General features: G+C 27.0%; 15 protein-coding genes. 5 read left to right on the top strand and 10 right to left on the bottom strand.

Going from position 1 to position 23,346, the window contains the following annotated elements:
* Positions 1 to 67 precede the first annotated feature (67 nt).
* Positions 68 to 1,210, bottom strand: coding sequence for a glycosyltransferase (locus ACSIGC_RS16705; protein ID WP_442265913.1), 1,143 nt, complete (start codon positions 1,208 to 1,210; stop codon positions 68 to 70).
* Between the two features lie 113 nt (positions 1,211 to 1,323).
* Entirely contained in the window at positions 1,324 to 2,466 is a 1,143-nt protein-coding gene (locus ACSIGC_RS16700) for a response regulator (protein ID WP_442265912.1), read from the bottom strand.
* A gap of 175 nt (positions 2,467 to 2,641) precedes the next feature.
* On the opposite strand from ACSIGC_RS16700, the gene ACSIGC_RS16695 reads away from it, so the two are divergent.
* Genes ACSIGC_RS16695 through ACSIGC_RS16685 form a run of 3 tightly spaced genes read left to right on the top strand, consistent with a single transcriptional unit; the run spans position 2,642 to position 8,497 of the window.
* Complete coding sequence (locus tag ACSIGC_RS16695; protein WP_442265911.1) at positions 2,642 to 5,734, top strand: hypothetical protein; 3,093 nt, start codon at positions 2,642 to 2,644, stop codon at positions 5,732 to 5,734.
* Positions 5,734 to 6,954, top strand: a complete 1,221-nt coding sequence (locus ACSIGC_RS16690; protein ID WP_442265910.1) for a hypothetical protein — start codon at positions 5,734 to 5,736, stop codon at positions 6,952 to 6,954. The genes ACSIGC_RS16695 and ACSIGC_RS16690 overlap by 1 nt, the downstream gene beginning before the upstream one ends.
* A 1-nt stretch (position 6,955) precedes the next feature.
* Positions 6,956 to 8,497 (top strand): glycosyl hydrolase family 5, encoded by a 1,542-nt coding sequence (locus ACSIGC_RS16685; RefSeq protein ID WP_442265909.1) that lies wholly within the window; start codon positions 6,956 to 6,958, stop codon positions 8,495 to 8,497.
* On the opposite strand, the gene ACSIGC_RS16680 is transcribed toward ACSIGC_RS16685, so the two are convergent.
* Positions 8,484 to 9,695: a glycosyltransferase gene (locus ACSIGC_RS16680; protein WP_442265908.1), complete on the bottom strand. Its 1,212-nt coding sequence runs from the start codon at positions 9,693 to 9,695 to the stop codon at positions 8,484 to 8,486. The genes ACSIGC_RS16685 and ACSIGC_RS16680 overlap by 14 nt on opposite strands.
* Positions 9,696 to 9,795: 100 nt before the next feature.
* Positions 9,796 to 11,001: an oligosaccharide flippase family protein gene (locus ACSIGC_RS16675; RefSeq protein ID WP_442265907.1), complete on the bottom strand. Its 1,206-nt coding sequence runs from the start codon at positions 10,999 to 11,001 to the stop codon at positions 9,796 to 9,798.
* A 162-nt stretch (positions 11,002 to 11,163) separates the two neighbouring features.
* Between ACSIGC_RS16675 and ACSIGC_RS16670 the strand changes: the two genes are divergently transcribed.
* Positions 11,164 to 13,224: a tetratricopeptide repeat protein gene (locus tag ACSIGC_RS16670; protein ID WP_442265906.1), complete on the top strand. Its 2,061-nt coding sequence runs from the start codon at positions 11,164 to 11,166 to the stop codon at positions 13,222 to 13,224.
* A 2,471-nt stretch (positions 13,225 to 15,695) separates the two neighbouring features.
* On the opposite strand, the gene ACSIGC_RS16665 is transcribed toward ACSIGC_RS16670, so the two are convergent.
* The 4 genes from ACSIGC_RS16665 to ACSIGC_RS16650 all read right to left on the bottom strand — a co-directional run bounded on the left by ACSIGC_RS16665 (position 15,696) and on the right by ACSIGC_RS16650 (position 19,638).
* Positions 15,696 to 16,418: a LytR/AlgR family response regulator transcription factor gene (locus ACSIGC_RS16665; protein WP_442265905.1), complete on the bottom strand. Its 723-nt coding sequence runs from the start codon at positions 16,416 to 16,418 to the stop codon at positions 15,696 to 15,698.
* A 15-nt stretch (positions 16,419 to 16,433) separates the two neighbouring features.
* Complete coding sequence (locus ACSIGC_RS16660; RefSeq protein WP_442265904.1) at positions 16,434 to 16,757, bottom strand: Hpt domain-containing protein; 324 nt, start codon at positions 16,755 to 16,757, stop codon at positions 16,434 to 16,436.
* Between the two features lie 4 nt (positions 16,758 to 16,761).
* A complete protein-coding gene (locus ACSIGC_RS16655; protein ID WP_442265903.1) occupies positions 16,762 to 19,128 on the bottom strand; it encodes a PAS domain-containing sensor histidine kinase in 2,367 nt (788 codons plus the stop codon).
* Positions 19,129 to 19,224: 96 nt separating this feature from the next.
* The gene (locus ACSIGC_RS16650) at positions 19,225 to 19,638 is read right to left on the bottom strand and encodes a response regulator (RefSeq protein WP_442265902.1); all 414 of its coding nucleotides are present in this window, start codon (positions 19,636 to 19,638) and stop codon (positions 19,225 to 19,227) included.
* A gap of 153 nt (positions 19,639 to 19,791) precedes the next feature.
* Here ACSIGC_RS16650 and ACSIGC_RS16645 point away from each other — a divergent pair, with 153 nt between their 5' ends.
* On the top strand, positions 19,792 to 21,915 hold the full coding sequence (locus tag ACSIGC_RS16645) for a thioredoxin domain-containing protein (RefSeq protein ID WP_442265901.1): 2,124 nt from the start codon (positions 19,792 to 19,794) through the stop codon (positions 21,913 to 21,915).
* Here the strand turns inward: ACSIGC_RS16645 and ACSIGC_RS16640 are convergent, their stop codons facing one another.
* Complete coding sequence (locus ACSIGC_RS16640) at positions 21,916 to 22,617, bottom strand: hypothetical protein (protein WP_442265900.1); 702 nt, start codon at positions 22,615 to 22,617, stop codon at positions 21,916 to 21,918.
* Positions 22,614 to 23,345 (bottom strand): hypothetical protein, encoded by a 732-nt coding sequence (locus ACSIGC_RS16635; protein ID WP_442265899.1) that lies wholly within the window; start codon positions 23,343 to 23,345, stop codon positions 22,614 to 22,616. Before ACSIGC_RS16635 ends, ACSIGC_RS16640 begins: the two co-directional genes overlap by 4 nt.
* Position 23,346: the final 1 nt, after the last annotated feature.

Raw genomic sequence — 23,346 nt, 5'->3', positions numbered from 1 at the left:
CAAACGAGGCAAGTCTCGGGTTATTTACCCTGTAGAGAATAAAAAAGCTCCAAATTTGGAGCTTTTTTTATGATCTGTAGTGCGTTGCTATTTTTGTTAATTGGAAAGCTATCTTTAAAGAATCTTTCATTGAAAGCTTTGACCCATCCATATGAACCCATCTTTTTAAAGGTTGTTCACATATTAAATGTTTTGTTTCTTCTCCGTATTTCTTTTTGAGTCTTAAAAACATTTCAACATCAAAAAGCCATCTTGTAATAAACTTCTTTCCGAATAATAATGGAATCAAATCTTTTTCCATAATTTTAGCTCCACATTGTGTATCCTTAAAATTCATGCCTAGAATTTTTTGAATAATAAAATTGATTGTTAAACTAATAACTTTCCTTGCCGATTGTTTTGTAATATTTGCTCCCATTCTTTCGATTCTAGAACCGCTAACAACTTTATAATTAGAAGTAGTAATTGTTCTAAATAAATCATCAAAATCATGCAAGTCTGTGGATAAATCAGCATCTAAAAAACCAATATAATCAAATTTTAAATCAGTATTTTTAGCTAAATGGAGCATACCTAAACGAACAGCCTCTGCTTTACCCCCATTCTTTTCACAATTTAAAACACTAATATAATCTTCTCTTCCTTTCCTTAAAGCTTTTAATTCTTCCAACGTTCCATCTGAACTTCCATCATTTACAAAACATAAATGATAACCAATATTAGTACTAACAAATCGTTTGAATTCTACTTCAGAAAGCCTACTCTCTTCATTGTAACATGGAATAACAACTCCAATACACTTTTCCCTTATTAGAAGAGACTCTCCTTTTAAAAGTAATTCTTGGGGAATAGGACATAAACCTATTATTTTATTAATTCTAACTACAATTTCACTTAGTGTAGCTGGTTTTTTAATAAAATCATCGATACCATAGTCAAATAAATCAATAATGTCTGTATCTTCAGTGTCTTCAGAAATAATTACAATTTTCGTTTTTAATGAAGATTCTTTTAAATATTTTAAAACATCGATTCCAGAAAAATCTGAATCGCTGATATCTAAAGTGACAAGGTCTGGCTGAGTTTCTTCAATTAATTGTATAGCTTGTTTACTAGTTCTAGCTATTTTGGTACTATATCCTATTTCAGATAACTTTTTTTTAAGAGATAATAAGATCAATTTATTATGATCGAAAGCAACTATTTTCATACGCGATAGTATTGTGGTTAGTAAATAATCACTCTCTATCCCCGATATTTATATAAATTCTTTCCGTTTTAAATATACAATTTAAAATTCATATTTTAAAATAAAAAATAGGTTTATCTGTAATGTGTAGCAATCTTAGTTAACTGAAAAGCAATCTTTAACGAATCTTTCATTGATAATTTGGATCCATCTACATGTTCCCATCTTTTTAAAGGTTGTTCACATATTAATTTTTTAGTTTCTTCTCCATATTTCTTTTTTAACCTTAGAAACATTTCAACATCAAAAAGCCACCTTGTAACAAATTTTTTTTCAAACAAAAGAGGAATAATATCTTTATCTAAAATTTTAGCTCCACATTGAGTGTCTTGAAATTTCATCCCTAAAATTTTCTGAATAATATAGTTAATTGTTAAACTAATAATCTGACGAGCTGATTGTTTATTAATATTAGCTCCCATCCTACTAATTCTTGAACCACTAACTATTTTATAATTTGTTGTTTCAATGGTTTTTACCAAATCATCAAAATCTTTAAAATCTGTAGATAAATCAGCATCTAAAAAACCAATATAATCCAGTTCGACATTTTTAGCTAAGTGTAACATTCCTAAACGTACTGCTTCTGCTTTTCCGCCATTTTTCTCACAATCATATACACTAATATAATCTTCTCTTCCTTTACTTAATTTATTTAAGACATTAAGAGTATTATCAGTACTACCATCATTTACAAAACACAAGTGGTAACCTAAGTTTGCATATACAAACTCTGTAAATTCATCGCTTAACAATCGATCTTCCTCATTATAACACGGAATAACTACACCAATACACTTCTCTCTTATTAATCCATTTGAACTATAGGTTTCTAAATTATTTTTTTTCTTCTTATTCGGAGCTCCAATTAATCGTTTAACTCTTACAACAATTTCGTTTAAAGAGACGGGTTTTTTCATAAAGTCATCTGCTCCTAAATTATAACCTTTTATGATTGTTTCTTCTTGTGTTTCTCCTGATAAAATTATAACTTTTGCTTTTAAATTAGGCGATTCTTTAACATATTTTGTTATTTCTAAACCAGACATATGTCTAAGATTTATATCTACAATTACTAAACATGGATTTATTTTATCTATCAACTCAACACCACCTTGGCCAGTTTTAGCTGTATAAACCTCATAACCCAAATCAGAAAGTTTTTTTTCTATAGAAAGTAGAACTAGTTTTTGGTCATCAATGGCTACAATTTTCATTCGCTTACTTGTTTTTTTATGATTAACATTTACTATTGGGATAGTAAATACAATATAACAATTATAGATTTAAATACCTGAGTGTAAACCCCTTTTTAGACCAATTACTTATTTAAATCGACGAATGTTATTTCAAACTATATTCCTTTATTGTATATTTAAAGAAAAACTATTATTGAGTAAAAAAACCAATAAATATTTAATCTCCGCCTTACTAATAGGAATTGTTTATCATACTACTTGTATTTTCTTTACTTTGGAATATACTTATGATGCTTTAATTCATTTATTTTTTGCTAACCATTATGCTAATAGTTGGTTTGAACCATGGAATTATAGTTGGTATACTGGTTTTACAGTAATGGGGTATCCTCCTCTGGTTCATCAAGCTATTGGTCTTTTTTCTATGTTAGGTGGATTAAAATTTGGGTTATTTACTGTAGCTATAATAGCAGTAATATTATTCATAACAGGATCTTATCGATTTTCTTTACTTATTACTGGAAATAAAAAAGTTGCTGGTTACGCCGCACTTTTGGCTGTTTTTTCTTCTGCATTTGCTGAAACACTACATGTTTTTGGTCAATTACCTAGTATTATAGGCATTTCTGTTTTAATGCACTCTCTACCAGAAATATATTTATGGCTTAAAAAAGGGGAGTATAAATATTTTTTTAAATCTATAGCTTTAATATCAGTTACTGTTACCTCACATCATGTCACTCCAATTTTTGGAATGGTATTTTTTATTTTTCCTCTTATTGGAACTGTGATAATGGATTATGCCGCCGAAGAATCTGGAAGTTTAAAAAATGTAGATGTAAAGTTATTTATACGAGTTTTTTTAAAACTATTCAAAAGAATGTTACTTTTTGGTCTCACTTCTTTACTTTTGATTATAGTTTGTATTTTACCATATTGGATAAACACAAAGAAAAACCCTATAACACAAGTTCCAATTCCTCATGGATCACGAGATAATTTCTTAGAAGTAACTTCTTCTGGATTAGTATTTTTCATAATTCCTTGGGGAATATTACTCTTCTTATTTCCGTATATCTTTTTCAGGTATTATCACAAACGTTATATCTTTTTTGGTTTGTCAATCACTATGTTTACTATTTTAGGGACTGGTGGTACAACACCTATTCCTAAAATGCTTTTGGGAAATAATGCGTTTAATATTCTTACTTTAGATAGATTTACTTTATGGGCTTCAATTATGTCAATCCCTATTTTTGGTGAATTTGCTTACCGGTTTATAGAAACAGATTTAAAAGAATTGTATCAAAAAACATTTGGTGCTGTTAACCATAGAATAATTGGTGGATTACTGGCTTCTGGACTTTTATTCATGTCTATTTTCACTATTAGTTTAGGTTATTTTAGACCTTTACAACCCCAAAAAATAAAAATGCTTCCTATTGTTAATTTTTTAAATCAAGATCAACACGATCACTGGAGGTATTTAACTTTAGGTTTTGGTGATCAAATAGCCTGGTTAGGAGCACAAACAAAAGCTATGAGTGTAGATGGTAATTATCACTCGGCAAGAAGACTTCCTGAACTTACAACAAGAGCTGTTGAACGATTAGAAAATTCAAAATTTAGAGGAATAGAAGGCTTAGGTTCATTACAACAATTTTTAACAGTTCCTGAGAAATACAACTTAAAATATATTTTTTCAAATGACAAATTTTATGATCCCATCCTTTATTTCTGTGGATGGCAAAGACTTAGACAATTAGAAAATGGAATTATGGTATGGGAACGTTTAGGTGTTCCACCTTTATCTACAATTTTACCCAAAGAGGAAGTACCTAAATTTCAAAAAATAATGTGGGGAATTATACCATTCTCTACAGTTATTTTAACTTTATTACTTATTAATATTCAATCTATAGCAATTCGTGTTTTAAAAATCAGAAAACATGAAAAACCAGATTATTTAAATTTTAACTTTAATTATAATCATTTTTCTAAGAGGCTTTTAAAATTTTCTATTCTGTGGGGAGCCTTAATTTTAATTTGTATTAGTTATGGAATGTATTATTTTTATATTGAAAATAAAACTCAAATATCTCCTAAAAGTGTTGTTAAAGCTTACTTTGATGCTTTAGATTTTAAACGATTTGAACAAGCTCATTCTTTTGTAGATCCTGAAATCAATATTGGACTAGATCAATATATGTTAGAAATAGCTGTTAATGATGGATTACTTAGCTCTTATGCGAAATTAAACTCTATTGACATCATTATAAAAAATGAAACAAAAAATTTGGCTAAAGCTCATGTTAAAACAAAATGGGTTACTCCTTTAGAAAAAATTAATAAACAACATAATTTTGAAGTTATTAAACGTAAAGGAAAATGGTTTATAAAAATTCCTAAACCTAACACAGATCTTCCTCCTGATCAGTTAATGATTATTAATAAAACTACATACTTTAATCACGGTAGAAGAAGAATTACAACACAACAAACTTTACATGAAGATGTTTTAAAACAACCTGTTTTAGAAGTACTTCAAGCAAAACTTGTAAAAAAAGATAAAAGTTATGCAGTTATAGGAACAATTCAGAATGTAGATAATGTTCCTGCCGATGTAATAATAAAAGCTACTCTTTACAATAATAACGATAAATTATTAGCTCAGTTTAATGCAAAACATCATATAAAACATAAATTAATGCCTAAGGAAACTTCTAATTTCAGAATTGACTTTGAAGGTATTGCTTGGTCTAAAACTAAAGACTCTATTCCAAAAATCTTTAATCCAGATGAATTTACACCAACAGAATTTGAAGAACAACCGATATTATTTAACTTACATTGTGAAGGAAATGTAGCTAAAACAGATCTTTATAAGAAAATAAGTTTAAATGGTATAAAAGTAAATAAAACAGAGATTAAAGGAAATCTTTTTAATACAGGAACAGAAGAAGCTACCATAACACAATTACTACTTTCATACTATAATGAAAAAAAGGAATTATTATGGGTTGATCATAATTTTCTAAAAGAAAGTGTTCGCCAACAAAGAAAACAAAATTTCAGTTTTCATCCTCCTAGTTTAGATAGTATTAAAGTAATTTATGACAAGTTAGATTTTTGTTTTGTTAATGGTTTACCTAATGAAGATATATCTGAAAAAATGGTTCCGAAACGTTTAACAAATCATTTAAAAAATAATTTAATTAAAGTTAAAGGAAATGGTTTTAATTTTATTAAAATAGAAACTGACAACTATATTGGAAACCCTAATTAATGATATTTAAGAAACTACATATTATAATTAAAATTGTGTTAGTTTTTTTCTTTTCTTCTTTTAAAACAATTAAAAATGAAGAAAATAATAAAATAAATATAAAAACTCTAATCAATGAAACTAGAGCTGGATACCCTATCAATTTAATTTTTTCTTCATCTTCTAAAAGCTTTAAATTATTTTGTACTAATTCCTATTCAACAGTTGTGTTAAATCCAATAATAGAAGAAAATGAACTTCATTTTAAAATACCAGAGCATATTTCAAATAAAAGAGGAATTATTCAATGGAAAGTTTTTAATAAAAACAAAACTATTTTATCTGGAAGTATTAATGTTACTCCATCTAATAAAAAAACTATAATGGAATCTTATGCCGGACCTCCAAGTATAGTTGCTGGCGGTGTTGATTATTTTATGTTAACTGTTTCTCCAACTGATGAATTCGATAATCCTTTACTTGATGACACAGATGTTATTATTAATCATCAATTCGAATCTCGAATTATTTCTTCTACTGAAAAAATAAAAAGACTCGTTGCTTGGAAAAGAGTATTTTCTTATAAAAAGTCTGGACGTTTTTTAGTTAATTCAGAATGCAACAAAGTTCCTTCTAAAGAAATTACTGTAGAAGTATACCCTAACAATGCTGTAAATTTTACTATTTCTTCATCTAGGTTTCATGATTTTGCAGATGGAAATCAAATTACAAGTTTTAAAACTTCCATCATTAAAGATGAATATGATAATATTGTTAGCGATGGCACCCATGTAACATTCATAACCAGAAACTCTGAAGGTGATATACTTACATCATATGGAAATACAATTTCTGGAATAGCAACTGCTAAAATGTTACATCCAAATCATCAAGAATCATGGAAAACACATGCTTATATTGACGGAATTGCAGAAAGTGATACTTTAAACATTAAATTCAAAAAACTTTTTAACGATTTTAATATTAATTTTTCTAAAACTAACAGAGAAATTAAAATAGGACCTATTAAAAGTTTTATGAATCAATTAATCCCAGATGGTTTTTTAACTCAATTAAAAATTATAAAAAATGATTCTTTAATAGAGATTAAAGAAATCCCTACACGTAAGGGATATGCAAAATTCCATTTACACCCAGATTTTTATGTTAATGGATTTTATAGATTAGATGTAAAAACTGGAGGAATTACTAAAAGTTTTATTAAAGAATTAAAAAAATAATATGACTACTAAAAAAAGACATAAAGCTTTACTTGTTTTTCTATTTGTTTTTCTATGTTCTATTTGTATTTATGGAATTAGTGTCGTTTTTAGTTTTTTAAATACAGGAGCAGATCGTGCATCTATACTACACCTCCCGATTGAAAGTGTTCAAGTTTATCTACCCAAAATAAAATGGAGTTCTATAGAAAATCCTGGTAGACCTATGGAAAAACAAACATTAAAAGAAATTCAAAAAGATTACCTTAACGCTTGGCATATAAAAAATATAGCCTATCGTGAAAATAATCCTTATGGACTAAAAGATTATTATACAGATAGTGTTCAAAAGAACTTAATAAACACCATAAAATATAATAATAGTCAAAAATTAAATGTAGAAACTACCACTTTACAACATCAACCTAAAATAAACTTCTACAGTGCAGACGGACAATTAGTAACTTTTACTGATGAAAATGTTGTTGAATATCAACGTGTTTTTAAAGATGGGAAATTTGTTTTTGACACAGAATTATCTTCTACATATCATGTTATGATGCTTTTAGAAGATGGATTCTGGAGAATTCGTCATTTGGTTAAAGACGAAAACGAAAAGAAACTACAAGAAATAAAAGGAAGTCAATTTGCTACGACAAAAAATGACTCTATTTTCTTAAATAACATTCCATTTAAAATACAAGGAATAAATTACTATCCGCAAGAAACTCCTTGGGATATGTTTGGTAAAAAATTCAATACAGAAATTATAGATAAAGATTTTAAATTTATTAGTGATTTAAAATTAAATACTATAAGAATTTTTGTTCAGTATGAAGATTTTGGAAAAGCGAATGTTAAACCTGAAAAATTAAAAAAACTTGAAGAAACTATAAATCTTGCTAAAAAACATAACTTAAAAGTTATTGTTACTTTATTCGATTTTTATGGTGATTATACTGTGCAAGATTGGACTTTAACTCATAGACATGCAGAAAGTATTGTTACTTATTTTAAAGATAATACAACTATAATTGCTTGGGATATAAAAAATGAACCCGATTTAGATTTTAAAAACAGAGGAGAACTGAATGTTTTAAAATGGTTAGAGTATATGACTAAAGAGATAAAAAAACACGACTCAAATCATTTAATAACGATTGGTTGGTCGAATTTTAAAGCAGCTAAAAACTTAACAAACACTGTTGACTTAGTCTCATTTCACCATTTTAACGATAATTTTGAAAATGATTTTTCATCTTTAAAAGAAACTACTAAAAAACCAATACTGGTCGAAGAGTTTGGTGTTCCTTCCTATAAAAGTATTTGGAATTTATTTATGGGTGATTCTAAAAAATCTCAAGCAAAATACCATGAAAAAATGCAAGGTTACTTTACTAAGTACAATGTATCACACATGTCGTGGACGCTTTATGATTTTACAAAAATACCATCTTCTGTAGCAGGAAAAATGCCATGGAAAAGAAACAAACAAAAGCATTTTGGCTTTATCGATAAAAATGGAAACAAAAAACCTTCGTTTGAATTTATTACTCCGAAATAAATTCTGGAGTTTTAACTACATCATTTTTATTTAAAATTTTATCGAAATAATTTAAGTACATCTCTGCTACTTCAGACATAGGTAAAGACGCTGCTGCTTTATAATTAGCCTGAGCTAATTCTAAACGATACACATCATTTGTTACTACATTTTTTATAGCTGTTGCTAATGACTCAACATTATCTGGCTCAAAGAATTCACCTCTATAACCTTCATCTTGAATTAAATCTGTTAAGTCTCCTAAATTAGGCATAATTACAGCTTTACCATAACTACCTGCTTGATGCAAAACTCCAGAACTTCCAGTAGTTGATGTATATGGAAAAACTACTACTGTGCTTTCTCCAAAAATAATAGGAACATCTTCTTCTGCTACATATCCTGTAAAATGTAAACCTGGAACGTGAGCATATTTTTGCTTCATCTCTTCTATATAACCTGGTGTATTTGGGCTATCTGTTCCTGCCACTACAATTTCTAAACTCTCATTAGTTAACTCTCTAACTCTTTCAACAGCTTCAATCATCACCTCTACTCTCTTATAAGTTCCAAATTTTCCGAAAGCCATTACTTTTTTTGGTCCTTCAGGCAAAGCATAATCTGGTTCTGGCGGCATTTCAAAAGTTCCGTGAGGAATTAATATTGCCTTATCTGTCTTATATTTATCTTTTAATGTATCTACGAATTTTTGAATTGTTAGTGCTACATAATCTGCTTTTAATAAAAATCGCGTCAAAATAGTTCCTATTAACCCATAAGTTTTTTGCAACAACTTATTTTTAGTAATTCCTGCACTGTTTAGATCTACTTGTTCTAAAATATTATGTAATAAAACTATTGTTGGAATTTTCTTAAGTTTACTTAAATAAGGCATCATTAAACCTAAAGCTGCAGGTATTTTTTTATCTCCAAACTTTAAAAATTGAAGGTTATACAAAACAGCATCTGGCTTGGTTTCATTTAATGCTTTATTAACTCTAATTAAGTTTTTATAACTATTAAATTTCCAACAATTTTTAATACTTACTTTACAACCTTCTTCTTCAAAAAATAAGTGCTCTTCTTTTACAGTTTCATCGGTTAATAAAATTAACTCTTCTACTCTATGATTTAGTCTGAACTGTTTCACTAAATGATATCCGTACTCATTTAATGTTACTTTACTTGGAGGAAATGCGGTAACTATAGCTAATTTCATATGCTTGAGTTTTTTTTAGAGCACTACTAAATATCTACCTTAACCCACTAAAAAACAACCGATTTCGTTTATAAACATTAAACTTTAGATGAAATACATTTTATTGTAGTTCAGTCTTTTGTTTTTTGAAAGTTTTTAAAAAGAAAAAGAAAAGTTGTACAACTAGCAATACAGACATTGCAATTATTTGTACAATTACAACTTCCTCTAAACTACTATGAAAGTAAATAATTAAAAGTACCTGAGTTATACCTAAAATTCCAGTAATAATTACTGGTATATATTGATCTATTGATAAAAAATAATATGCAAAAACATTAGAGATTGCAAAAATAGAAGTTGCTAATGCATATTTCCATAATAGAGGAGCAATTGCAATATATGCTTCTCCAAATAAAACATTCACTACAAGTTCTGGGAATAAATAACTTCCTAAAACAATTGTAAAAGAAAGAATACTAATGTAGCCAACGTATTTTAAAAGTATCGCACCATGTGGTAATCCTTCTTTCTCTTTATTTACAACAGCAGGAAGTAATAACATTACAAACATCCAAGCTACAAAATACACTACTCTTCCTATTAAAGCGAGTGAAGCATATAAACCTGCATTATAATTATCGAAATAATATTTAACTAATAATATATCGCTATTGTTAATGATTATTTGAGTACACTCATAAAAAGCTGTTAGAATGAAAAATTTTATCACTAACTTTTTTTGAGATTCATTTAATGTTAAAACTGGTTTAAAAGCTTTTTTTAAAGCATAAGGGAACAAACTAAAGAAAAGTGAAATAAGAATTCCTATAGAAATTACTATTGATGACTGCATATTAGATAACAAGTACAATAATAAAATTGTTATTATTAACCTGCTTAACATTTCTCCTTGGTAGGTTATCGATAATTCAACAAATTTTTTATTCCCTTGAAAAAAACCTCTATTTACACTCATTACGAAATAAATAGGAACACCTATTCCGAAAATAGTAAACATTAATGACGTACTTGTATTGAATATTTCTTGAAGATTTTTTGAAAAAGCCACTATTACTATTCCTAGAATAATCCCTACTATTAAAGTCCTTTTGGTAATATATTTTATAAAGCTATCTTCTACTTCACCATCGAAAATCACAGTATATTTAGCGGTAACCAATTGAAAAGTCATTGCAATAAAAGACAAAACCAACAAAAAAGTAATTAGTATTGCTGCATCTGCAAAAGCAGTAGGTCCTAAAATTCTTCCTACAATTAAATTGTATAAATAATTACCTGCATTTACAAACAATGCACTAATCATGAATACTTGTTCTGGTCGAATTGATTTCGGGGATAATAATTTCGATCTCATAAGTTATATCTCTTCTAATTTACATATTTTTAACCTATTAACATATATTTTTTTTAAAAAAGAAAGAAGTATATTTAAGATCACTTTATTTATTATATTAAAATTTTGTAAATGAAAGAAAAACTGTCCCTCATAATTCTTATCATTTGTTTAAACATTTCTTCTTTATTCTCACAAGTGAATATGGATAAAGGTTTTAAAATGCTTGAAACTGGTGATTTTAAAAATGCCAAATTATTCTTCGAAACAGTATTAAAAGAAACTCCTAATAACAAAACAGCTAAACTTTGTTACGGAAGAGCCTTAGGTTTAACTGGAAGTACACAAGAAGCAACTTCTTTATTTTCTAAACTTTTAGAAAAGTATCCAAATGATTTTGAAATTAAATTAAATTATGCAGAATCTTTACTTTGGGGAAAAGAATACCCAAAAGCTAAAGCCTATTACACTACCCTTTTAAAAGAGCAACCTAATAGTTTTAATGCATTATTAGGATATGCAAATACATTGTCTAATTTAAAAGATTATGTACCGGCTTTAGAATATGTAAATAAAGCCTTGGAAGTTTCGCCAAACAATCCAAATGCAATGGTATCTAGAAAATTTATTCGATTAGGTTTAGCAGATCAATTGTTTAAACAAGAAGAACACAATAAAGCTTTATCTATTTTAGAAGACAACTTTAAAGACTTTAAAGATGATAAGCAATCACTTCAATTACAAACAAATATTTACTTATCTCAAAAAGACTATGAAAAAGCAAAAATTAATTATTCTAAAAATTTAAGCACTAAAAAAGATTCTATCATTTCCTTAAACGGATTGTCTTTGATAGCTCATTTAGAAAAAAATGACAGAACAGCATTAAGATTATCAGAAAAAGCTATCAGAAAACTTCCTTCTGATGAAGAAGCTCCATATATAGAAAGAACAAAAGAACGTTATGTACAAGCTTTAGTTTGGAATAAGAAAAACGGTTTAGCTAAAACAGAAATACAAAAACTATATAATGATTATGGTGAACGAAACTGGGTTCATGCATTAAACGCTACTTTGCAAATATATCGTGGTAATGCTTCAGAAAGCATAAACTATTACCAGAAAATTTTAGATAATGACACAAAATCTTTTGATGGTAATTTAGGAATTGCTAATGCTTTTTTTGCAAACACTCAACTTAAAAAAACATATGCTGCGGTTAAAAAAACTCTAGAAATATTCCCTAACCAAAAAGATGCCATATCTTTAGAGAAAAAACTCTTATTACAATTTACACCTCATATAAAGCAACGTTTTAATTATAGTTATGACAGTGGAGATAATGTTTCGTATGCTTCAAACACCTCTATTGAATATCCTTTAAATACACGTTTTACACTAACTTCTAGTTTAGATTTTAGAGATACAGAAAATAAAAACACTGGAGTTTCCACAAGTGCTATTAATTTTAATGGAGGTTTAAACTATGTTCTTTTACCTAGATTGAAATTAGTTTCTAGCATAGGAATAAATAAAGTAGATTCTGAAAATATTAGTTATAATCAATTCTCTGCCAATTTAGCTTTTCACATTAAGCCATTTAATCTGCAAAATCTTGAAATTGGTTACAGTAAACAATTAGAAAGTTTTAATGCTGATTTATTAAATAGAAGAATTGTAAACGATAATTACTATGCAAACTATAATATTAATACAAACTTCAATTTTGGTTGGTTTAATCAGTACTTTTTAACTCAATTAAGCGATGGTAATCAAAGAAACTTATTCTTTACTTCATTATACTATAATTTTATGGCTGATCCAGTTTTAAAAGGTGGATTGAATTATCAATTTATTACTTTTAATCAACAGGTTCCTTCAATATATTTTAGTCCTGAAAAGTTTAACAATGTAGAAATCTTCTTAGAATTATTGAAAGATGCCAATAATATTCTTCCTGAAAACTGGTATTATTGGATTAGCGGAGCTACTGGTTTTCAATTTATAGAAGATAATTCTAAGCAATTAACTTATAGAATTCAAACAAGATTAGGATATAAATTTTCAGATCGATTTTTTGCTCATGTTTTTGGTCAACACACAAATATTGCGTCAGCAACAGTTGGAGGTTTTACTTTTACAAATCTTGGTATTTCTTTGAAATGGTATTTTGGTAAAAGCGCATTAAAATAAAAAACCCTTTTACAAAGCTGTAAAAGGGTTTATCAACCAAATAAATCTAAATGCTTCTATATGAAGCGGGTTTTTCAAATAATGAAAAATAAAATTTTTAAGATTTGGGGTACTTCTATCTACTATAAACTATTCTAAAAAACTTATTAATAATTTAAAAATAAAAAGCATTAAGCATCTTTATTTATTAAAATCGATGTCTACTATATAACTATAGGTAAAATAGCATAAATATTCGACGAACTGTTTTCACAAAAAAATGACTCTAAATGTTTAAATTAAAAAAGCCTTTTGCAATTGGGGATTGCAAAAGGCTCTTATTAATTAACCAAATAAATCTAAACCTTTTTTTATCTAAAAAAATTCAAATAATGAAAAAAACTAAACTTTTATATATATAGGGAATAATATACTTTCTATCTTATACTTCAAAGATAGTACTGATATCTATTCTGATACAGCAAATTTCGACACATAATACAACTAACTAAGCTAAAACTACAATCAGTGTCGTTGAATTGAAATACATGAAAAAATAAAACTATCTAAAATTAAAATAAGAATTATAAAAGCATCTTTATTACTAGAATACCAACTATTTAACTACTTTATCTAAATAATAAAACCTTTTGCAATTGGGGATTGCAAAAGGTTCCATTAATCAACCAAATAAATCTAAAAAACCTTCAACTCTAAGAAGGATATTTTCAAATAATGAAAAAAACAAAAACTTTTAATATATAGGGATTAATATACTTTCTAACTTATACTTCAAAGATAGTATTGAAACCTATTATGACACAGCAAATTTCGATACATAATACGACTACCTAAGCTAAAACTACAATCAGTTTCGTTAAATTGAAATGCATAAAAAATAAACCTATCTAAAATTAAAATAAGAATTATAAAAGCATCTTTATTACAAGAGCATCAATTATTTAACTACTTTACCTAAATAATAAAACCTTTTGCAATTGGGGATTGCAAAAGGCTCCATTAATCAACCAAATAAATCTAAAAAACCTTCAATTTCTAAGAAGGATATTTTCAAATAATGAAAAAAACAAAAACTTTTAATATATAGGGATTAATATACTTTCTAACTTACACTTCAAAGATAGCACTGATATATATTATGATATAGCAAATTTCGACACATAATACAACTAACTAAGCTAAAACTACAATCAGTATCGTTGAATTGAAATACATAAAAAATAAACCTATCTAAAATTAAAATAAGAATTATAAAAGCATCTTTATTACAAGAGCATCAATTATTTAACTACTTTACCTAAATAATAAAACCTTTTGCAATTGAGAATTGCAAAAGGCTCCATTAATCAACCAAATAAATCTAAAAAACCTTCAATTTCTAAGAAGGATATTTTCAAATAATGAAAAAAACAAAAACTTTTAATATATAGGGATTAATATACTTTCTAACTTACACTTCAAAGATAGCACTGATATATATTATGATATAGCAAATTTCGACACATAATATAAGTTCCAAAGTTAAAAACACAATCAATATCGCTAAACTGTAAAAACATAAAAAACTAAATTTTTTAAGAACAAAGTTTTTTTGGATTTAAACTATGAAAAAATTAACCATTCTCTTTTACACGAACAATAACATGTCATTTCAAAATTTGTAACATAAAAAAAACCTTTTGCAATTGGGGATTGCAAAAGGCTTTATTAATCAACCAAATAAATCTAAAAAACCTTCAATTTCTAAGAAGGATATTTTCAAATAATGAAAAAAACAAAACTTTTATGTATATATTATACTTTTAATTTTTAATCTACAATGTAAATATACAACTACCTACATCTGTAAATCTATTTAATTAGTCACTATACGTTTTAGTTTAGACAAACGGTATAAAATATTCGATAAATAGAAAATTTAAACTATCACTCAAAAAATGATAGCTTTTAAATCAAATAAAAAGCCTTTTGCAATTGGGGTCTGCAAAAGGCTTTTTTTAATCAACCAAATAAATCTAAAAACCTTCAATTTAAAGAAGGATATTTTCAAATAATGAAAAAAACAAAACTTTTATGTATATATTATACTTTAACTATTTCTTATTTACACTTCAAATATACAGACAGTTACACTCTAAAAAATATTTTTTAGCTATTGTACATTTAACCTTAGATAAACGGTTTAGTATACTCGTTAAACTGATTTTTCATACTTCATTACTTCATAAAAATGCATAAACTTTTTATAAATATTTTTTAACCTTTGAATTTAAAAAATCAACTTATATTAAAATATAGGATTCCAATTAATAAAAGGAAAGTTTTATTAGACATAATACTTGAGTATAAAGTTATTAAATACGATATACACTTGTATTTAAACTAAAAACACAAACTTAAAATGTTTTGAATAGTGTACGTGGATTTGGGCTCTAAATTATAGAGTTTGAAATAATATTAATAAAAAAAGTCTATAACAAATTTAATCTTTTCATTAATTCAGAACGATTAGATCTACTTACAGGAATAACGTCTTTTTCAATAAGAACACTATTATCTTCTATATCAACTATTTTTTTAAGATTAATAATATATGATCTGTGTACTTTTAAAAATAAGTCGTTTGGTAGTTTTTCTTCTATCTTCTTAAGTGTTGAATGTACTGTATAATTTTTATCTTTAGTTTTAATTAAAATATAGTCTCCTTTTGCCTCAACAATATTTATACTTGGTATTTCAATTTTAATTAATCTTCTATCAATATTAATATACAACTGTTGATCTTCTTCTTTTTCTTTAGATTCATCTTTAGCGGTATTAATTGAATTATTTTGAGTACTAAACGTAAACTTTTTGGCTTTCTCTACTGCTTTAATAAAACGCGGTAAAGTTATTGGTTTAACCAAATAATCTACAATACATTCATATTCAAAAGCATCAATAGCAAACTTTTGATCAGAAGTTGTTAAAATTATTCTTGGAGGATTTTTTAACGTTTGAATTAAATCGAACCCAGTAAAATCTGGCATGTGAATATCTAAAAATATTAGATCAACTTCATTCTGATTTAAATACTTAATTGCTTGTAAAGCGTTAGAAAACTCTTCTAACACATTTAAAGACCCTTCACTTTTACAAAGTTGGTTTACTATTGTTCTTGCAGTAGATTCATCATCAATAATTAAACAATTCATGTATTTAAATAATTTTTACGCATTGTCTAAAAAACTAGACATTTTAGTTAATATTTCTAAGAAATCAGCATGCCCTTTTATAACTCCATTTAAGAGTTCTTTTTCATATGTTACAGCTGATTCATATGATTTCTCTAAGCCTAAAATACTAATTTTATGTTTAATTTTATGAACTATCTCTGCTATTTGTTTAAAATCTTGATTTTCAACATGATTCTCATATGTTTTTATCTCTACTGGTAGTTCATTTTTTAAAATCGAAAGCATTTTCTCTTCAAACTCCTGATCTCCTCCAGATAATTCTTTGATGTAGTTAAGATTTGGTTTCTCCGAATTCATTATTTTATTTGTTAAATTCTATATAAAATGTTGTTCCTACCCCCTCTTCACTTTCCAACCATATTTTTCCATTGTAAACATCAACAATTTTTTTAACAATGGAAAGTCCAATTCCAGTAGAATCTTTATGATTTCCTAAAGATTGAAAAACTTCAAATATTTTATTATGATATTCTTTCTTTATTCCGACACCATTATCTTTAACACTAAAGACATAGCTTTTCTTTTTTTCTTTGACATGAACAGAAATTAATCCTTCTTTTTTATCAATATAGTTAACAGCATTGCTCATTAAATTTTGAAAAAGCTGTTGTATTCTTACCTTATCTGCTTTAATTTTAGGCAAGTTTTTATCAATTTGTATTTTAATATGCTTAGGCACATAAATTAGCTTACTTATGTCATATATTATTTTATAAGTATCAATTTCTTCAGAAGGAGCGCCATCATTGTTGATACTAGAGTAATTAAGAATATCATTAATTAAACGTTCCATTTTTTCAACCACCTCTTGAATCATGTCTATATTCTGAGTTCCTTCCTCCCCTAACTCTACACCGTAGTCTTCTTTCAACCAACTAGTTAAAGCAGAAATACTACGCAAAGGTGATTTTAAATCATGCGAAACAATATGAGCATACTCTTCTAATTCGATATTTCTTTGTTCTAACTTTTTTAATAATTCTTCTTTTTGAGATTCTAACTTTTTTATATGAGTAATATCTAAAACAATACCTATAGAACCAGTAATTTCTCCCTGAATATCAAAATTTGGTGCAGCACTTACTAATAATACTTTTTCCTGATTTAAGTTGTTAATAAATTTAAACTCATAAGAACCAGATTTTTTTCCTTTTTTATCTTTATTTCTTTGCTGAATAAATTCTATAATTTTTTCTTTTTTGAATAAATCTCTAATATCTTTATTAACAATTTTTTCTTCTTCAAAACCAGTCATTTTCATAAAATTATTATTCGCTGATAAAATTTTATTTCTTCGATCTAGTTCAACTAATCCTAGCTTAAGATTAGCAATTATATTGCTATATCTTTTTTTGTGAGTTTCTAAACTTTTTCTGTAATTTCTAGATAATGTAACATCTCTGTATGTCCATAGATGTCCTTTATATTCATCATCTTTAGATATCGGAATATAATCTCTCTCTAAAATCCTACCATCTATTAATCTCAACTCATCACCTAAAACTACTTTCTTATCTTTGATAAGTTTATTAATTCTAGCAGCGAAATAATCTGGTCTTTCAAAAAGATGCTTTGTATCATCCAACATTTTCAAACAATTCAACCCTATTAATTCCATAGGTTCCATTGGAATTGAAAAAATTTCACACATCTTTTTATTAGAAATTACAATTTCTCTTTTTTCATTTTCTAATAAAACGGCACTATCTAAATTCGAAATTAAAGATGTTAATCTATTTTCCGACTCAATTAACTTCTGCTTTGCTAATTTATTTTCTGTTATATCCTCAACAGTAGCTACTTGAAATTTTAAATTACTTTCTGGGCTTTTTACAGAATTCACGATAGTTTTTGCCCATAAAATATCACCATCTTTTTTAATGTACCTCTTCTCTTGAGTAAAATTGTTAATTTCTCCAGAAGATATTTTCCCCCTTAAAATTCTTGATACTTCTCTATCATCTGGATGAGTAAACTCATTTACAGTTAAAGCTCTCATTTCCTCTAAAGTATAACCTAGCATCTTAGTTATTGTATTGTTTGCAAACACAAAATCGTCATCATGTTCTTCAGACAAAACAATTCCGATTGGTGAATTATTAAAAATTATATCTAATTGATGTTTTTGTTCTTCTAATAATTCTCGAATTTTTATTTCCTCAGTAATATCTCTAGCAATACCTTGCGCACCAGTAACCTCACCTTTTCTATTATAAACCAAACTACAGTTAACTTCTAAAGTTTTAATTGTTTTATCTTTAGTAATAATTCTTGATCTATATTTTGAATAAAAACCTTGTTTGACTAAATTTTGAAAAGCTTTTAACGTATATTCATAGTCCTCAGGGTGAACTATTTTCATTAAGTTTAACGGTTTACTTGCGTCATAATTATAGCCAAACATAGCTATAGCTATATCATTCATTTTAATTACATTTCCTTTTAAATCAATTAAAACAAATGCATCATTTATATTTTCAAAAATTCCTTTGAGTTCAGAATCCTTTTGTAAAAGTTCTTCTTGAAATGAATGAGTCTTTTCCTTTAAAGCCTTAATTTTTTGTTCTGATTGACTAATATAAGCCTCTAATTTCTTTTCAGCTTCTAACCTTGCTTTTCTCTCATTCTCTAAAGCCTTTCTTAAGTCATTGATAACGATATCACCCATATTATTTTTTGGATATAGTTTAAAAATAACACATCCCGTAATTTTTCACAGGATAAGTTTGATAAAGATATGCTAACAAAAAAGACTATTAAATATTTATACTGAAATTAACTCATTAGCACTCCAGTAAGATAATACTTTTATTAGTTTATTTTGATAATCTTCATATTTAAGTGGTTTAACCATGTAGCCTGCAATACCTATTTTATAACATTCTAACATATCTTTTTGATTTGTTGATGTTGTTAATATGATAGTAGGTATATATTTTAAAATGTCATCGTTTTTAAGAATCTTTAAAAATTCTATACCATTTATTTTAGGCATATTTAAATCAAGAAGTATAATATTTGGTAAATTGTCTTTATCTTCTAATTTTTTCAAAGCTTCTTCTCCATTATTTGCTTCTATAACACGATGCTTTGATTCTATTTTAGATAAAATCCGATTGAATTTCATTACTTCTATTTGGTCATCCTCAATTAACAATATTGTTAATTTTCTTTGCATTTTTTTTATATTTTTAGGTAGCTTAAACTGCAATTTAATATAATACTATTCGTAATATCATTTCTTTAGTTTAATCTTTTATTTTAAACGATAAAATGTAGAAAAGTATAGACGAGTAGTTTTCTGCATTAACATATGTTTACAACATAAAACATGAACAAAACAACAACAATTACTACTTATATTTTCTTTTTAATTCTCTTCCTTTTTTTCACAAATAATTGTAAACAAAAAGAAAAATCAGATATACACCAATACACTAACTCTTTAATTAACGAATCTAGTCCCTATTTATTACAACATGCGCATAATCCTGTAAATTGGTTTCCTTGGGATAAAAAGTATTTGAACTTAGCAAAAAAACAAAACAAATTAGTGCTATTGTCTATTGGTTATTCTTCTTGTCATTGGTGTCACGTTATGGAAAAAGAAACTTTTCAAGACAAAGAAGTTGCAGATTTTATGAATAAAAATTTCATTAATATTAAGATCGATAGAGAAGAACATCCTAATGTTGACAAAACTTATTTAACAGCTGTTCAAATAATGACAGGAAATGGTGGTTGGCCTTTAAACTGTGTTATTTTACCTGATGGAAAACCAATTTGGGGAGGAACATACTTTAACAAAGAAAACTGGCTAACTTCTTTAAAAGAGATACAACGACTTTATGAAGAAAATCCTGGACGAGCAAAAGGTTTTGCTAATCAATTAACAGACGATTTAAAATCACTACAAGAATTTAATAACACAAATTTAAATCAGGAGTTCTCTAGAGATAAACTTGATAATTTTATATCTAATTGGAAAAAAAAAATAGATTCTATTAATGGGGGTTTAATTGGAAAAAACCAATTTCCGAGAGCTAATAATTATCAATTCTTATTAAGGTATGCCTATCAAAAAGAAGATAAAAAACTAGAAAAATTTATTTACAAAACTTTGAACAAAATGGCTAATGGTGGATTAAATGATCATTTAGCTGGAGGCTTTGCAAGATACACTGTAGATAATAAATGGCATATTCCTCATTTTGAGAAAATGCTTTATGATAATGCACAATTAATTTCTCTTTTTTCTTATGCTTATCAACTCACTAGAAACCCGAAATATAAAGCAGTTGTTTATAAAACCTTAGATTTTATAGATCAAGAACTTTATAACGACGGATTATATTTTTCGTCTTTAAATGCAGATAGCCAGAATGAAAATGGTGAGTTAGAAGAAGGTGCTTATTATACCTGGAAAAAAGAAGATTTACAGCAATTAATCACCACTGATTTTAATCTTTTCGAATCTTATTTTGGAATTGATAGCGTTGAAACTGTTGAAGGAAAACATACGTTAATAAAAGTATATAATGATGACGCTTTCAGTAAAAAACATCAATTATCTGTAGAGGATTTACAACTAAAAATCAACTCATGGACCTCTACCTTATTAAACGCTAGAAATAAAAGAATTAAACCAACTACAGATCAAAAGATTTTAACGTCTTGGAATGCTTTATTGTTACAATCATTTGTAGATGCATATAAAGTTTTTGGTGATCATAAATTTAAAAAGAAAGCGATAGAATGTTCAGAAACCATTAAAAAGAAAGCAATCTCTAATACCGGAGAAATTACAAGAAGCGTTACAACTACCGATAAAAATATTAAAGGATATTTAGAAGATTATGTTTTATTGACCCAGAGTTTTATTTCTCTTTATGAAATTTCTTTAGATGAAAAATGGCTTCAGGAAGCAAAAAAAATTACTGAGACTACTTTTACAAATTTCTTTAATACAGAAAATGATTTCTTTAACTACACTGCTAAAAATAGTGATCAATTAATTTCTAATAACTTTGAGATTGAAGATATTGTAATTCCTTCTTCAAATTCTGTAGCTTGTAAAAATCTTTTCAAGCTTGGGCATTATTTTGGGAATAATGAATATTTAAAATTAAGCGAAAAAATGCTACAAAAAATGTTACCTAAAATAGAAAAGTATCCGCATATTTATTCTAACTGGTTAGATTCTTATTTGAACTTAAGTTATCCTTTTTATGAAACAGCCATTTCGGGTAAAAATGCTTTGAATACATTAAAAGAACTACATCTAAATTACATTCCAAATCATTTAATAATTGGAAGTATGGAAAATAGTGACTTACCACTATTAAAAGGGAAATATAATAATGAAAAGACTTTGATTTATGTTTGTGAAAACAAGACTTGCAAATTACCTACGGAAAATATTAATAAAGCAGTGTCTTTATTACAAAAGAACTAATTAATTGTTTTGGAGAAATACTGAGTAATCGTGAATATTCATAATACCTGAAGTGTATGGTGCATTATTTTCTTTATTTGTTTCATCTATACTTTCAATAAATTGATTTAAACTTTTTAATTGAACTTTTCCTTCTGTGGTATTTGGGAAATAATACAGATTTGTTTGGGTACCTTCTTTCTGAATAACAAGATTACTTTGCTCAGATTTTGAATAATAATTCACTCCTATTTCCGATTCCTCTTGAAGTTGGAAGGTTCCTGTTCTTAAAATTTCTTTATCTATTCCACAACCTTCTTCTGTAAAACTAAAAAGTATTGTTTTCGGAAATGAAATAGGGTTTACATAAGGAATATTAAACTTTATTGTTGTTCTATAACAATCTGGAGCTCCACAGTCAAAACCGTGCAAATCGAACACTAAATTGAACTCTAAAGATTCTTCATTTCTATGAATTAAATTTCTTAAATACAATTCAGCCAACAGACTATTTTTAAGATTTTCGTCTGGTTTAGAAGCTAACAACTTTTGACGAAGTTCTTTTCGTTCTTTTTCTAAACGCTGTTCTTTCTCAAGAAGTTTTTCTTTAGGTTGATTTACCTCTTCTTTAGTTGTAATAACTTTTTCAATCATTTTATCTTCTTGTTTCTTTTCACCACAAGAAAATAAGATACAAGCTACTAAGATTAAAGCTACTCTCATAATTTTTCTTTCGACAAAATTACATCATCTATCCAAACTTTTCGATTACCTCCTCCTTTTTGATAATCTACCCAGCCTAACGTAACTTTTTCAAAGACAGGAAAACTCCATTCTCCATTATTTCCATTTTCTAAACAACCTTTATCAAAAGATTGATGCTCTTTTAAATCGTGAACTAATTCTTCATTAATCCACAATCGCATATTGTTAGTTTTTCTATTTACATACCAGTTTACAACAAACCATTCATTTTCTGGAATTTTCACTTTAGTATGATCCCAACAATCTGACTTTATTGGGTTTGTATCGTAATTTGCCATTAAACATTTGTGATGTTGTCCACCGTAACGAACCTCAGCATAAAAACCTTGAGCTGTTTTACCACTCGTTTGAATCATTGTCCAATGAATTCCATCTGGCGAAGCTTCTTCAACAAACATTTTTAAACTTCCATAATACTCATATTGCTTTATTAATTTTTCACTTGAAAAAGATAAAAATGCACGATTATCATATCCTTCTCCAGAAACAAACTTTAAAGATTTATTTCCTGAAACATGTTTTAAAGAATCTATTTCTATTGTACCATTTCCTGATGTTTCCCAAGGAAAAAAAATAGTTTGACCAACTGCATAAGTTTCAAAATCGTCTTCTATAATAATTTGATTTCTAAATTTTTTACAAGAAACCAAAGACAATAGAACTAAAATCACACTAAGGTTTTTCATA

Source organism: Tenacibaculum aquaeponti (assembly GCF_052084715.1).
Classification (GTDB): Bacteria; Bacteroidota; Bacteroidia; order Flavobacteriales; family Flavobacteriaceae; genus Polaribacter.
This window is presented reverse-complemented; position numbering and strand designations above follow the sequence as displayed.